This window comes from Bradyrhizobium campsiandrae (assembly GCF_014529705.1).
GTDB lineage: Bacteria > Pseudomonadota > Alphaproteobacteria > Rhizobiales > Xanthobacteraceae > Bradyrhizobium > Bradyrhizobium campsiandrae.
This window is the reverse complement of record NZ_JAANIH010000001.1, coordinates 55,548-68,008: the sequence shown is the minus strand read 5'-3', so window position 1 is coordinate 68,008 and position 12,461 is coordinate 55,548. Positions and strand designations below refer to the sequence as shown.

The window sequence follows — 12,461 nt, the reverse complement described above, 5'->3', positions numbered from 1 at the left end:
GGGACGAATACTGCCAGATCTGCCTTCGGCATTTGAAGACGGGCGAACTCGATCAGGCCGAGGCCCGCTGCCGGGAAGGGCTTGCTGCGGATGCGAACCACGCCGGATTGCTTCATCTGATGGCCGGCGTGTCGCTCCTCAACGGCGACTACGATGCGGCCATCGACTGGGCCGGTCGCGCGCTCACCAACGAGATGAAGGCGACCTATCTCGCGACGTTTGGAACGGCGCTGCTGGGCAAGGGGCTCGAGGCGCCGGCACTCGAAGCGTTTCAGCGCGCGGTGGCGCTCGATCCCGTTGACCCGTCGATCTGGGAGAATTTCGGCAACGCTCTGAACAAGGTGGGGCAGGCCGACCAGGCGCGCCTCTGCTTCGTGATCGCGCGGGCATATCAGAAGCTGCCGTTCCTCGGCGAGCGCGATTCCATTCCGCGCAGCGGCTGGAATGCTCTGACACGAGCGTTCAATCCTCATCTGAAGAGCCGCGCGAGGGTGGCGGAAGCCCACGACGCCATTCATTGCTTCTGGTCGAATGCTCCCCTGAGCGAGATGTCGCGCCTGTCGCTTCAGTCGATCGTCCGTCAGGGTCATCCGGTTAAGCTGTACACTTACGACAACGTTGCTGCGACGCAGGCGTGTGTGCCGCCCGGGGTGATCGTGGCCGACGCCGGAAACGTCGTCCCGGGTGCGGTCTACCAGCATGCCGTCCTGAACAGCGAGATCCGCGGCTTCAGCGATATCTTCCGCTATGCCGTTCTTCATGAATTCGGCGGCTGGTGGCTCGATACGGACGTCGTGCTCGTCAAGCCCCTGGATTTTGGATCGGAGCACGTTTTCTCCACGCAATGGTCGGGTCTGGAGAACGGCCACGTCTGTGTCGGGGACGTGATGCGCGCGCCCAAGGGCTCGGTTCACATGGCCAATCTGTATGCCCTGTCGCTGCAGCGGCTGTTCAGCGAAGATCGCGTCGAATACGGCGCGGTAGGGTCGCTGTTGCTCAGCGAGTACCTGCTCGTGGCCGCCGATGACGCGCTCAGATCGTCGATCCTGCCGCCGACGACCTTCAACGCGATCGACTCGCGTGAAGTGGATCTGCTTGTCGCCGAAGGCCGGGCCGGCTTCGAGCTGTTGAGCGATCCTCGTGTGGCGGGTGTCCATCTCTGGGCCAAGATGTGGGCCGAGCGCCGCCTACGTTTCGATGCCGTTCCCGAGCACAGCGTGGCCGGCTATCTCAAGAAGTTGGTGCTCGAACCGATTTCGGACGAGGCGGCCTGGGCGTGCTGAGGCGCAAGGCGCGATAGTTCGCGCCACCCACCTCAGTCGATCATCTCGGCCCTGGTTGCGGTCTGACTCGGCCTGTCCTCGTCGCGCCAGAACCAGACGGTCACGACGCCGGCGCGGCCGCGGATCTCCGTCAGCAGGGGGCCCGACAGCACGCCGTCCGGTGCGCCGTGGAAGTCTGCGGCGTCGAGCAGCGTGTCGGTCAAGGCGAGCCGCGCACCATTTTGCGCGGCGACCTCCATCAGCCGGCTGGCGAGGTTGACGGTGTCGCCGTTCGCCGTGATGTGCTGATGGCTCTCACCTAACCGGGAGGCGACGATCGGGCCGCAATGCGCCCCGATCTTGAAGCCGATCTGTTTGCCGATCGCTGGCGGCAGCGACGCGATCCAGCGCTCCATGCCGCGATGCAGATCGATCGCGCATTTCAATGCGCGTGCGGCATCATCAGGCATCGCGCGCGGCAGGCCGAACAGGATCATGGCGCCGTCGCCGAGAAAGCTCGTGATCATGCCGCCGCAATCGACCGCGGCCTTGTCGATCAGGGCGTGGAATGGCCTCAGGATGTCCTGAAGCTCGTCCGGGTCGACCCGCTGGCTCAGCGCGGTGAAGTCGGAGAGATCGATGAAGACGATGGCGGCATCCTGCCGGACGGGCTTCGCCAGGAAATCGGGATCGCGGGCCAGCCATTCCTGCACGGCGGGAGCCTGCAGGCGCGCCAGCGATCGGCTCTTGGCCGCGAGATACTGTGTGCGGCGGCCCCCCGCCCATAGTTGCACGCCGATGAACGCCGCAACCGGCGGCACCGCGGCCGCGAGCGGCGTCGCGGCATCGAGCCAGACGCCGTGCGTGAACGCAAACAGGTTGAGCCCGGCCCAGGCGGCCATCACCGCGGCCGCCGCGACGAAGCCGAGCGCGCTGCGTCGCCAGGCCAGCAGGCCGACCAGCAGCATCGGCAGCAGGATCGCGATCAGGCCATCTGCGATGTGAACCTTGCGGTCGCGTACAATGCTGTCGCCCGAGAGGAGATACGTGATCGCGGTCGAGATCACCTCGACGCCCGGCATCAGGGAATCGAACGGTGTCGGGAAGAAATCACCGCCGCCCGCGACCGCCGTGCCGATCACGACGATCCGGTTCTCGATCGCCTTGCGGTCGAGCGTGCCGTCGAAAACGCTCTGCGCGCTCACGGTGCGAATGGTGCGGCGCGGGCCGTAATAGGTGATGGGCAGCGAAAAGTCGGTGTCTACCGGCACCGCGCGATCGCCGAGCATGAGATGATCGGGCGCGATGGTCAGCGGCTTGCCGAGCGCGCGGCTTGCGACCCTCAGCGGAAACGACAATTCGACCTTGTCGGCTGTCCGGAACAGCATCGGCACCGAGAGCGGCGTGCCGGATTGCCCGGTCGCGACGTTGACGATGCCGACATCGGCGTGCTCGGCGAAAACAGGCAATGGCAGCAGGAAGCGCTCGGCCTGGGGCAGGGCGGCGAGCGGCCCGGCGCTGCCGGATGCAACCGTCTCGCTCGCGTTCGGGAAGATCGCCGCGGCGGCGAGAACGATGGGACCGGTGGCAAGCGTGTGGGCCAGCGTCGCATCGCCGATCGCGGCGCTGCGGTCGACCAGCAACAGATCGATCGCGACGATCTTCGGTTTGAACTGCACGATGGTGTCGACCACGCGCGCGAGGTCGGCGCGTGGCAACGGGTAGCTGCCCCCGCGTTTCACCACGGTGTCATCGATGGCGACGATGGTGACGAGATCGGGCGGGGACCGCACGCCGCGCGCGAGCGTTCGCAGATCGGTCAGCGTCGCCTCGAGTCGATCGAGAAAGGCCAGATGGCCGCCCGCGTGAGCCGCAAAAATGCCGGCGCCCCACAGGGCTGCCAGGACGAGGGCCACCACGATCTGAACGCGTCTATTCATTGCGTCGTACTGTTATTCCTTCCGCGTCTTGGCGCGGGTCTTGTCGGTTTGTACGGGCCTTATTGACCCAGTCTCGCCATCAGCGCGTCGACGCGCGGCTGGCCCCATGTCTTGACGGTCAGCGGACTGGTCGCTTCCACGTCGACGCCTTGACCCGGGCCGAGCACGACGCCGCGTCCACGAGCCCTGCGGGTCACGCCGACACGGCCGTCGGCGACGAACACGGAGGTCTTGGCCTCGGCGACGTCGACGGCCCATTTGGTGCCGCGCACCGCGGCGATCGCTTGCGGCGTCAGCACCTTGAAGGGATTGCCGCCGGGCTTCTTGGGAACCTCGACCAGCAGCGCTTTGCTGCTCAACTCCACGGAGTCAATATGTCCGTCGCGGTTGGCGTCCTTCAGTTCAAATCTCGCGCCGTTTTCCGCAACGATCGTGATGCCGTTGTCGCAGCGCCAGACTTGCGTGCCGGCGGCGGATGGCGATGCCGCGCAGCCCGTGTTCGTGGCGGACTGTGCAATCGCGGACCCGATCAACAATAACGACCACGCCAGGGCGAGAAACCCGGCGCGCGAAAACCCACTCATGCCAGCCTCCGTTTGCGTGCTCGGCACAGTTCAAGGCGATGTTGATACGGTACCGTATCACGCGCAGAGGCTGCTGAAAAGTGCCGAACTGGTAGCTATCTTTCCGGTGCGGCCATTTCCAGATTGGCGCGATCAACTTTCAGTCACGGCGCCGTGCTGAGATGCCAATCAGGCCTCTGTCGGCAGGCGGGAAGAGATCAAGTTGGCTCCGAGGGCGCCAGCCTCGCACAACGCTTCCCCGCTATCTTGCGGATATTGATGACCACGAAAATGACTTGGTTGGTGCCTCTACAGGTGCGGCCGGAGAGGCTCGTCGATCGCGCTGAACCGGCCGAGAATTATAGTTAACGATGTCGCCTAAGTCCGTAGTTCTGCGGTGTTTTTTCTCGAAATGGCACAGCGTTAACGAGTTGCCCTACAACTGCCCGAACTTAATCCGCATTTAACTAAAAGTCGCCTTAATGACGCTCCGACCCTCTGCGAGATGCTGGTTCCGGAACGTGACCAGCGGCACTTCGAAGGGGGACTGAGTGACACCGTCCTGGACGCAAGGCGAATGAGTACGAGTATCGCTGCGCAGAGTAACGCGGCACGCAAGCCCAAGAATCCGTCCAAGAATCCTTCCAAGCATTCACAGCGGAAGTCTTCCCGGAACATGACCACCCAAAACCTGCTTGGCGCGGCCGTGGCCGGCTGCGTCGTGCTTGCCGGCTGGACCGTCTACAACAACATCTTCGCCGCCAGCGTCTATCCGACCGTCGGCAGCTCCGGCTACGACGAGCCCGTGGTCAAGCGCACGCCCAAGGTCGCGCTGCGCGAGGCGGGCGAGGCCATCCGCGAAACCTTCGCTCTATTGCCCGACCGGCTGCAGGTGGCTGCGCCGATTTCGCGCGAACAATTCAACGAGCGCTTTGCCGCGGCGGCGACGCAGGGCGTGGATTCGAACGCGGCGAGCGCTGCGCCTGCGAGCAAGGTCGCCGAAGCCGCTCCGAAGTCGACCGTCGTCGCGAAGGTGGCCGAAGCGCTGAAGCCGCTCAACCCGGCTAGGGTGGCCGAGCGGGTCGCCGACAAGGTTGCCGACGTCGCGAAGGGCAAGCGCGGTGCGGACGCGTCGGTGCAACTCGCTTCGGCCGATCCGGCCCAGATCGTGCCGGCGCCCGAAGCCAAGCCGAAATCCTTTGCCGATCGCGCCAAGGCCGCGGTGATGTCGATCACCGGCCCGCGCCAGTCGATGGTGGAAAAGCTCTGGGGCAAGCGCGAGCCGTCCGGCGGCCTGCTGGCCTATGCCTCGGCCGATGCCAGCGTGACCTCGGCGATCGCGCCGAAGGAGCAGAATCCGATGCTTGGCGGCGCACCGCCCTATGAACGCGACACCGCGGTCTACGACATTACCGCCAAGACGGTTTATCTGCCCGATGGCACCAAGCTCGAGGCGCATTCCGGCCTCGGCTCCAATCTTGACGATCCGCACTCGCAGCGCGTGCGCATGCGCGGCGTGACCCCGCCGCACATCTACACGCTGAAGCCGCGCGAAGCGCTGTTCCACGGCGTACCCGCGCTGCGTCTCACTCCGATTGGCGGTGAGAGTGCGATCTACGGCCGCGACGGTCTGCTCGCGCACACCTTCATGCTCGGGCCGAACGGCGACTCCAACGGCTGCGTGTCGTTCAAGGACTATTACGCGTTCCTCGACGCCTATCGCAACAAGGGCATCCGCAAGCTCGCAGTGCTGGCGCGGGTCGAGTAGGGCGCGCTCAGGCCGCCACGGCCTTGCGCAGCGCCATCTCGGTCGCGATCGCCTCGCGCACGGCGGGCCGCGCCTGCATGCGCTGGAGATAGGCTTTGAGCGACGGCCATTGCGCGATGTCGACGCCTGCGGGACGGAGCAGCATCAGGGCCCAGGCGAGGTGCGCGTCCGCGACGGTAAAACTGCTGCCGACGAGGAATTCGCGGTCCGCAAGATGCGCTGCCGGCACCGACAAGGTCTGTCCGATCCGCGCGCGCGGCTTGGCGAGCGAGCCGTCGTCCTCATACCAGAAGGTCGGAAACAGGAAGGCCTTGTGGATCTCGGTGCCGACGAAGCTCAGCCATTCCTGCAGGCGGTAGCGATCCGCATTGCCGGGCGCCGGCGCAAGGCCGCGCTCGGGCTTGAGGTCAGCGATGTATTGCAGCACCGCCGCGCTCTCGGTCAGCCGTTCGCCGTTCTCGAGCACCAGAACCGGCACGGCCCCCTTGGAGGAAATGCCGCGAAAATCGCCGTCGTCGGTGGCGACGGTCTTGGTCGTGAGATGCACCTGGTGATAGCGCGCGTCCACGCCGACTTCCATCAGCGCGATGCGGCTCGCGAGCGAGCAGGCCATCGGGGAGAAATAGAGCTGCAGCATCGCCTTGCTCCGTTATCTCAGCGCATCGCCGCGGGCGATGATCGCGAAGCGGTCCGACAGTTCGGCCAGCGCCGCCTCGTGGATGGTTCGCGCGTCCAGCGTGCCGCCACGACCGTCCGGCAGATCGCGCGTGGCGCAGGCGTCGGCATCGACAGTCGTGCGAAAGCCGAGGTCGAGTGCGGCCCGCGCCGTGGAGGAGACGCACATATGCGTCATGAAGCCGGCCAGCACGATGTTCTTCCTGTCGGTCGCATCCAGGCGTGCCTTGAGATCGGTGCCGGCAAAGGCATTGGGCAGCTCCTTCTCGATGACGAGCTCACCGGCGCGCGGCGTGAGCTCGGCGACGATGGCGCCGCGCTCGGCGGCGCGATCGAATAGGCTGCCGGCCTTGCCGCGATGGGCGATATGGATGATCGCCGCATTGGCTTCGCGCGCCTTTGCCAGCAGCGCAGCCGCTCGCGCGATCGCGGGCTTGGCGTCGGGCAAAGCGAGGGGGCCTGCGAGATATTCGTTCTGGATGTCGATCAGCACCAGCACGGCATCGCCGAGACGCGGCGGGTTGAGGTCGGCACCGGCGAGGTCGAGCAGGGTCTTTGCGGTCGTCATGGTCTTGGCGATCTCCGGAGGCGGAAGGCTGCGCCAACATAGCGCCGGCACGCCCTGCCGATATGCAGGGATATTGCAGCCGGTGGCTGCGATATTGCAGGCCGATTACATCGGATGTAGCCTCGCCCCCATGAACTGGGACGATCTGCGCATCATCGCCGCCGTGAGGGACGAGGGCACCTATGCCGGCGCCAGCGCGCGGCTGCGCATCGACGAGACCACGGTCGGCCGCAGGCTGGCGCGCATCGAGCGTGCGCTCGGCCTGCGCCTGTTCGAGGCCGCCGACGGGTTGCGCAGGCCGACGCGGCAATGCGAGGCGGTGCTGGCGCATGTCGAGGCCATGGCGGCGCACGCCGCCGAGATCGGCCGCCTCGGCGAGAGCCTGGAAGGTCCGGTGGGACGCCTGCGCATCGCCTCCACCAACACGGTCGCCGAGGCGGTGCTGTCGCCGCGTGCGAGCGACTTCCTGCGCGCCAATCCCGGCCTCACGCTGCAATTCCTCACCTCGAGCGAGAATGTCAAATTCTCGCGCTGGGAAGCCGATCTCGCCGTTCGCCTGCGCAAGCCGGACAAGGGCGACTTCGCGATCTCGAAGCTCGGCGACATCGAGCTGTATTATTTCGAGCCCGTGACGACCGAGGGCGAGCCGATGCTCTGTGTCTATCCGGACGAACTCGGTGCCATTCCCGAGATGCAGTTCCTGCGCACGAAGAAGGCCCGTGCGCGCTGCGTCACCGACAACGTGCGCGTCATCCGCAATTTGATCCGCGCGCATCGCTCCGCCGGCGTGTTGCCGGAGTATCTTTGCGCGGATCTGCTCGCCGATCGCCGCCTGCGCGCGAGCCTGCTGCCGAAGCGGCGCGACGTCTGGCTGCTCGTGCAAAACCACCTCAAGCGCGACGCCGCCACGCGCGTGACGATCGACTGGGTGAGGACGTGTTTTCAGGAGATGGCGCGGGCGTGAGGCTTCTTTGCCGGCAACCATCAACTGCCAGTCATTTCGCGTCTTGCTCTGAACGCGCGTCCGCATCCGCGCGACCAAATCATCAGTGTAGCGGGATTGCGCGGACCGTCGCTTGCGCTAATCTTCGCACAACCTTGTTGGGCAGGGCAGGCGCATGACAACTCTTCAGGACACAATCAGGCCGCAGGCGAGATCCCGTGAATGGAAGGCGATCGTCATCCTGATCCTGCTCGTGCCCGTGCTGTGGTCGCCGGTGATCCTGTTTCGCTACGTGCTGTTTCAGCCGTTCAACATTCCCTCCAGCTCGATGGCCCCGACGCTGGTGGTCGGCGACTACGTCTTCGCTGCCAAATACGCCTATGGCTATGGCCGCTACTCGTTTCCGTTCGCGCCGTCATTCATCTCGGGTCGTTTCGGCGCCGCCGACCCCGAATATGGCGACATCGCCGTCTTCAGGACGCCGAAGGATACCTCGACCGACTATGTCAAGCGCGTGGTCGGGCTGCCCGGCGATCGCGTCCAGATGCGGCAGGGGCAGCTTGTCCTCAACGACATCCAGGTGACGCGGGTCGCACTGAAGGAGGCGTCCGCCGGCTCCGCCTGCGGCGGCGAGGTCGGCGCAAAGGTCAAGCGCTGGCGCGAGACCCTGCCGAGCGGTGCGAGCTACATCACCTATGACTGCATCGACAACGGATTTCTCGACAATACCCCGGTCTACACCGTGCCTCCCGGCCACTTCTTCGCGCTCGGCGACAACAGGGACAACTCGACCGACAGCCGCATGATGTCGGTCATGGGCTTCGTCCCGATGGACAATCTGGTCGGCAGGGTGACGCGAATCTTCTGGTCGCTCGACGCCAGAGGCGAGCTGCGGCCGGACCGGATGGGGAAGGTGGAATGAGGGCGGTCTCTCCTCTCGTCATTCCGGGCTCGCGCCCAAGTGGGCGCGCCCCGGAATGACGAGGAGAGACCCCCAACAAAAACCCCGGCATCGCTGCCGGGGTTTCGCATTTCGTGTTGTGCCTGGATGGCTGGATCAGAAGTCCATGCCGCCCATGCCGCCGCCCGGGGGCATCGCGGGGCCGGCGCCGCCCTTCTTGGGCAGCTCGGCGACCATGGCTTCCGTGGTGATCAGAAGCGCCGCAACCGAAGCTGCGTTCTGGATCGCGGTACGGACCACCTTGGTCGGGTCGATGATGCCCTTCTTGACGAGGTCGGCATATTCGCCGGTCTGGCTATCGAAGCCGTAAGCGTAGGTCTTGTTCTCCAGGATCTTGCCGACGATCACCGAGCCGTCTTCACCGGCGTTGATCGCGATCTGGCGAGCGGGAGCCGACAGCGCCTTGCGCACGATCTCGACGCCGGTCTTCTGGTCGTCGTTCTTGGTGCGCAGGCCCTTGAGCTGCTCGGAAGCACGGAGCAGGGCGACGCCGCCGCCCGGGACGATGCCTTCCTCGACAGCCGCGCGGGTCGCATGCATCGCGTCATCAACGCGATCCTTGCGCTCCTTCACCTCGACCTCGGTCGCGCCGCCGACGCGGATCACCGCGACGCCGCCAGCGAGCTTGGCGAGACGCTCCTGGAGCTTCTCGCGGTCGTAGTCCGAGGTGGTCTCCTCGATCTGCGCCTTGATCTGGGCCACGCGCGCCTCGATGTCGGCCTTCTTGCCGGCGCCGTTGACGATCGTGGTGTTCTCCTTGTCGATCATCACCTTCTTGGCGCGACCGAGCATGTTGAGCGTGACGTTCTCGAGCTTGATGCCGAGATCTTCCGAGATCGCCTGGCCGCCGGTCAGGATCGCGATGTCCTGCAGCATGGCCTTGCGGCGATCGCCGAAGCCCGGAGCCTTGACGGCCGCGACCTTCAGGCCACCGCGCAGACGGTTGACGACGAGGGTGGCGAGCGCTTCGCCTTCGACGTCTTCAGCGACGATCACGAGGGGTTTGCCGGTCTGCACCACGGCCTCGAGCAGCGGCAGCAGCTCGTTCAGCGAGGAGAGCTTCTTCTCGTTGATGAGGATGTAGGCGTCGTCCATCTCAACGCGCATCTTGTCGGCGTTGGTGACGAAGTAGGGCGAGATGTAGCCGCGGTCGAACTGCATGCCCTCGACGACGTCGAGCTCGGTCTCGAGCGACTTGGCTTCCTCGACGGTGATGACACCCTCGTTGCCGACCTTCTTCATGGCGTCGGAGAGGAACTTGCCGATCTCCTGGTCGCCGTTCGCCGAGATGGTGCCGACCTGGGCGATCTCGTCGTTCGAGGTGACCTTCTTCGAGTTCTTCTGCAGGTCCGCAACCACGGCCTCGACCGCGAGGTCGATACCGCGCTTGAGGTCCATCGGGTTCATGCCGGCGGCGACCGACTTGGCGCCTTCCTTCACGATCGCCTGGGCGAGCACGGTGGCGGTGGTGGTGCCGTCGCCAGCCGCATCAGCGGACTTGGAGGCGACTTCGCGCACCATCTGCGCGCCCATGTTCTCGAACTTGTCCTCGAGCTCGATCTCCTTGGCGACGGTGACGCCGTCCTTGGTGATGCGGGGAGCGCCGAACGACTTGTCGAGCACGACGTTGCGGCCCTTCGGACCGAGCGTGACCTTCACCGCGTTGGCGAGAACGTCGACGCCGCGCAGCATCTTGTCGCGCGCTTCAACCGAGAATTTGACTTCTTTGGCTGCCATCTGAAATTTTCCTTGAGGGTTTGACTGGAGGGAGGAGAGGGGCCCTTAGGCCGCCTTCTTCTTGGATTCGCTGACTTCGAGAACGCCCATCACGTCGCTCTCCTTCATGATCAGCAGATCCTGGCCGTCGATCTTGACCTCGGTGCCGGACCACTTGCCGAACAGCACGCGGTCGCCGACCTTCAGGTCGATCGGAACCAGCTTGCCGGCCTCGTCGCGGCCACCCGGGCCGACGGCGACGACTTCGCCCTGGGAGGGCTTTTCCTTGGCAGTGTCGGGGATGATGATGCCGCCGGCGGTCTTCTCTTCTGCGTCGATGCGCTTGACCACGACGCGGTCGTGAAGCGGACGGAATTTCATGCAGCTCTCCTAAGCATTTGCACGAGTTGAGGATTTCAGAATTGTTAGCAGTCTGCGCTTGCGAGTGCCAGCGCAGGCGAGACTGAAATAGGACAGGATTTTTGCGGGAGCAAGGGTTTGTAGCAAAAAAATCAGCGCTCGGAAGTATCGAGTGCCAACTTCACCCGAGCATCGTTAACCGAGCCGGAGGCGCCTCTTCTTGGCCCTTCGACGAACCGTATTAGCACGGTGTCGCCTCTGCTGCTAAAGCATTGAATTTCAACAGCTTGTTAAACTTTTGGGCTTGAGATGGGTTGTCGGTTTGCGTCACATTTCTCTCATGTGAGCGCATCGTTTCGGGTGGCTCTTAGGGGCACACCAAGCCACCCCCGTATGCGCTCCTGCAAAGGAGGTTTGGCATGGGACTGCGCGTTGGGGGCGTTTCCGAGGATTTCCGGAAACAGATGCTGGGCTACGGGCTGACGACGGCGGAAATTCTTTACCGGATGCCGGATCATCCCTCGCTGCTTCAGACCTACGTCTGGCAGAACTACGACATGTTTCCGAAATTCCCGGCGCTGTCCGATTTCCTCGCCTTCTGGCAGCAGAAGCTCGACGGCCCCTTGCATTCGGTGACGGTCGCGCATTCCAAGCTGATCAAGCCGGCCGAGCTCCGCGCCGTGGACGGCGTGTTCCGGCTGCATTGATTAGGTCATCGCTCTGGTAGGGTGGGCAAAGGCGCGCAAGCGCCGTGCCCACGATCCCTTTCCCATTGCACGCAGAACGTGGGCACGCTTGCGCTTTGCCCACCCTACGAGATCTGTTTCCGTGTTAGCCTTCCTGCGATAACCACAACGGGAGGCCGGCTCATGGTCAAGACAACAAAATCAAAAACGAAATCGCGCAGCGCAGCCCAGACCGCGGTGAAGAAGCGCAGCGCTGCCAAAGCTGCGTCACGATCCTCGGCGCGCAAGGCGGTGAAGTCGAAGGCGCGCACCGCGCCCGCCAAGACCGCTGCGACAAAGCCTGCCCGCCCCAGGCAGCGCATCGCCATCAGCCATCACCGCGAGGAAGACTTCAAAGCCGACGGCCTGCGCGCCTATGCCAAATACCGCGACCTCGGCATCGCCGCTGCCAGCCATGGCCTCGCACAAGCCCACGTCATCCGCCTGCAAGGTCCTTGCGATCCAGCAGAGGTGTCGAAGCTGCACTTCCACGACGTCGACTTCCAGATGGTCTACGTGCTGAAGGGCTGGGTGAAGACCTACATGGACGGGCAGGGCGAGACCGTGATGAGAGAAGGCAGCGCCTGGACCCAGCCGCCGAAGATCAAGCACATGATCCTGGACTATTCCGACGACGTCGAGCTGCTGGAGGTGATCCTGCCGGCGGAGTTCAAGACGGTGGAGTTGAAGGCGTAGACTGCTTCCTCGTCATTGCGAGGAGCTCTTGCGACGAAGCAATCGAGACTGTCTCCGTGGATGCATTTCTGGATTGCTTCGCGGAGCCCGTCATCGGGCCGCGCTTTGCGCGGACCCGGTGGCTCGCAATGACGATGGAGGGATTTGCGGAAAGACCCATCCCTAAAAAGCCGCCGATCCGGGAAACCGAACCGTTACCCCTTGGAAGGTTCCAGCTGCCCGCAGCGCCGGCGGTAACCTGTCGAAAATACCTCTCGCATCAACTCAAGGCTGTCAAAATGCGG

The 12,461-nt window shown here is 64.5% G+C and carries 12 protein-coding genes; 6 read left to right on the top strand and 6 right to left on the bottom strand.

Annotated features, from left to right (window positions below; translation table 11 throughout):
- The first annotated feature begins 119 nt into the window (after positions 1-119).
- A complete protein-coding gene (locus G8O24_RS00325) occupies positions 120-1,283 on the top strand; it encodes a glycosyltransferase (RefSeq protein ID WP_188095380.1) in 1,164 nt (387 codons plus the stop codon).
- A 32-nt stretch (positions 1,284-1,315) separates the two neighbouring features.
- Here the strand turns inward: G8O24_RS00325 and G8O24_RS00320 are convergent, their stop codons facing one another.
- Positions 1,316-3,202 (bottom strand): CHASE2 domain-containing protein, encoded by a 1,887-nt coding sequence (locus tag G8O24_RS00320; protein WP_188095378.1) that lies wholly within the window; start codon positions 3,200-3,202, stop codon positions 1,316-1,318.
- Between the two features lie 59 nt (positions 3,203-3,261).
- Complete coding sequence (locus G8O24_RS00315) at positions 3,262-3,786, bottom strand: FecR domain-containing protein (RefSeq protein WP_188095376.1); 525 nt, start codon at positions 3,784-3,786, stop codon at positions 3,262-3,264.
- A 655-nt stretch (positions 3,787-4,441) separates the two neighbouring features.
- On the opposite strand from G8O24_RS00315, the gene G8O24_RS00310 reads away from it, so the two are divergent.
- Positions 4,442-5,533: a DUF2778 domain-containing protein gene (locus tag G8O24_RS00310; protein ID WP_188095374.1), complete on the top strand. Its 1,092-nt coding sequence runs from the start codon at positions 4,442-4,444 to the stop codon at positions 5,531-5,533.
- A gap of 7 nt (positions 5,534-5,540) precedes the next feature.
- Here the strand turns inward: G8O24_RS00310 and G8O24_RS00305 are convergent, their stop codons facing one another.
- Together G8O24_RS00305 and G8O24_RS00300 are read right to left on the bottom strand one after the other, a co-directional pair.
- Positions 5,541-6,170: a glutathione binding-like protein gene (locus G8O24_RS00305; protein ID WP_188095371.1), complete on the bottom strand. Its 630-nt coding sequence runs from the start codon at positions 6,168-6,170 to the stop codon at positions 5,541-5,543.
- A 12-nt stretch (positions 6,171-6,182) separates the two neighbouring features.
- Positions 6,183-6,776 (bottom strand): cysteine hydrolase family protein, encoded by a 594-nt coding sequence (locus G8O24_RS00300; protein WP_188095370.1) that lies wholly within the window; start codon positions 6,774-6,776, stop codon positions 6,183-6,185.
- A gap of 130 nt (positions 6,777-6,906) precedes the next feature.
- Between G8O24_RS00300 and G8O24_RS00295 the strand changes: the two genes are divergently transcribed.
- Both G8O24_RS00295 and lepB read left to right on the top strand, forming a co-directional pair.
- Complete coding sequence (locus G8O24_RS00295; protein ID WP_188095748.1) at positions 6,907-7,740, top strand: LysR family transcriptional regulator; 834 nt, start codon at positions 6,907-6,909, stop codon at positions 7,738-7,740.
- Between the two features lie 154 nt (positions 7,741-7,894).
- Positions 7,895-8,641, top strand: coding sequence for a signal peptidase I (gene lepB, locus G8O24_RS00290; protein WP_188095367.1), 747 nt, complete (start codon positions 7,895-7,897; stop codon positions 8,639-8,641).
- Between the two features lie 135 nt (positions 8,642-8,776).
- On the opposite strand, the gene groL is transcribed toward lepB, so the two are convergent.
- Both groL and G8O24_RS00280 read right to left on the bottom strand, forming a co-directional pair.
- A complete protein-coding gene (groL, locus tag G8O24_RS00285) occupies positions 8,777-10,417 on the bottom strand; it encodes a chaperonin GroEL (protein ID WP_188095365.1) in 1,641 nt (546 codons plus the stop codon).
- A gap of 45 nt (positions 10,418-10,462) precedes the next feature.
- A complete protein-coding gene (locus tag G8O24_RS00280) occupies positions 10,463-10,777 on the bottom strand; it encodes a co-chaperone GroES (protein WP_092293891.1) in 315 nt (104 codons plus the stop codon).
- A gap of 398 nt (positions 10,778-11,175) precedes the next feature.
- Between G8O24_RS00280 and G8O24_RS00275 the strand changes: the two genes are divergently transcribed.
- Positions 11,176-11,463: an usg protein gene (locus G8O24_RS00275; RefSeq protein WP_188095363.1), complete on the top strand. Its 288-nt coding sequence runs from the start codon at positions 11,176-11,178 to the stop codon at positions 11,461-11,463.
- A 162-nt stretch (positions 11,464-11,625) separates the two neighbouring features.
- Positions 11,626-12,177 (top strand): cupin domain-containing protein, encoded by a 552-nt coding sequence (locus tag G8O24_RS00270; protein ID WP_188095362.1) that lies wholly within the window; start codon positions 11,626-11,628, stop codon positions 12,175-12,177.
- The last annotated feature ends 284 nt before the right edge of the window (positions 12,178-12,461 follow it).

Coding starts and splice junctions, on each gene's coding strand:
- G8O24_RS00325 (WP_188095380.1), top strand. CDS start 120: ATGGCCGGCGTGTCGCTCCTCAACGGCGACTACGATGCGGCCATCGAC.
- G8O24_RS00320 (WP_188095378.1), bottom strand. CDS start 3,202: ATGAATAGACGCGTTCAGATCGTGGTGGCCCTCGTCCTGGCAGCCCTG.
- G8O24_RS00315 (WP_188095376.1), bottom strand. CDS start 3,786: ATGAGTGGGTTTTCGCGCGCCGGGTTTCTCGCCCTGGCGTGGTCGTTA.
- G8O24_RS00310 (WP_188095374.1), top strand. CDS start 4,442: ATGACCACCCAAAACCTGCTTGGCGCGGCCGTGGCCGGCTGCGTCGTG.
- G8O24_RS00305 (WP_188095371.1), bottom strand. CDS start 6,170: ATGCTGCAGCTCTATTTCTCCCCGATGGCCTGCTCGCTCGCGAGCCGC.
- G8O24_RS00300 (WP_188095370.1), bottom strand. CDS start 6,776: ATGACGACCGCAAAGACCCTGCTCGACCTCGCCGGTGCCGACCTCAAC.
- G8O24_RS00295 (WP_188095748.1), top strand. CDS start 6,907: ATGAACTGGGACGATCTGCGCATCATCGCCGCCGTGAGGGACGAGGGC.
- lepB (WP_188095367.1), top strand. CDS start 7,895: ATGACAACTCTTCAGGACACAATCAGGCCGCAGGCGAGATCCCGTGAA.
- groL (WP_188095365.1), bottom strand. CDS start 10,417: ATGGCAGCCAAAGAAGTCAAATTCTCGGTTGAAGCGCGCGACAAGATG.
- G8O24_RS00280 (WP_092293891.1), bottom strand. CDS start 10,777: ATGAAATTCCGTCCGCTTCACGACCGCGTCGTGGTCAAGCGCATCGAC.
- G8O24_RS00275 (WP_188095363.1), top strand. CDS start 11,176: ATGGGACTGCGCGTTGGGGGCGTTTCCGAGGATTTCCGGAAACAGATG.
- G8O24_RS00270 (WP_188095362.1), top strand. CDS start 11,626: ATGGTCAAGACAACAAAATCAAAAACGAAATCGCGCAGCGCAGCCCAG.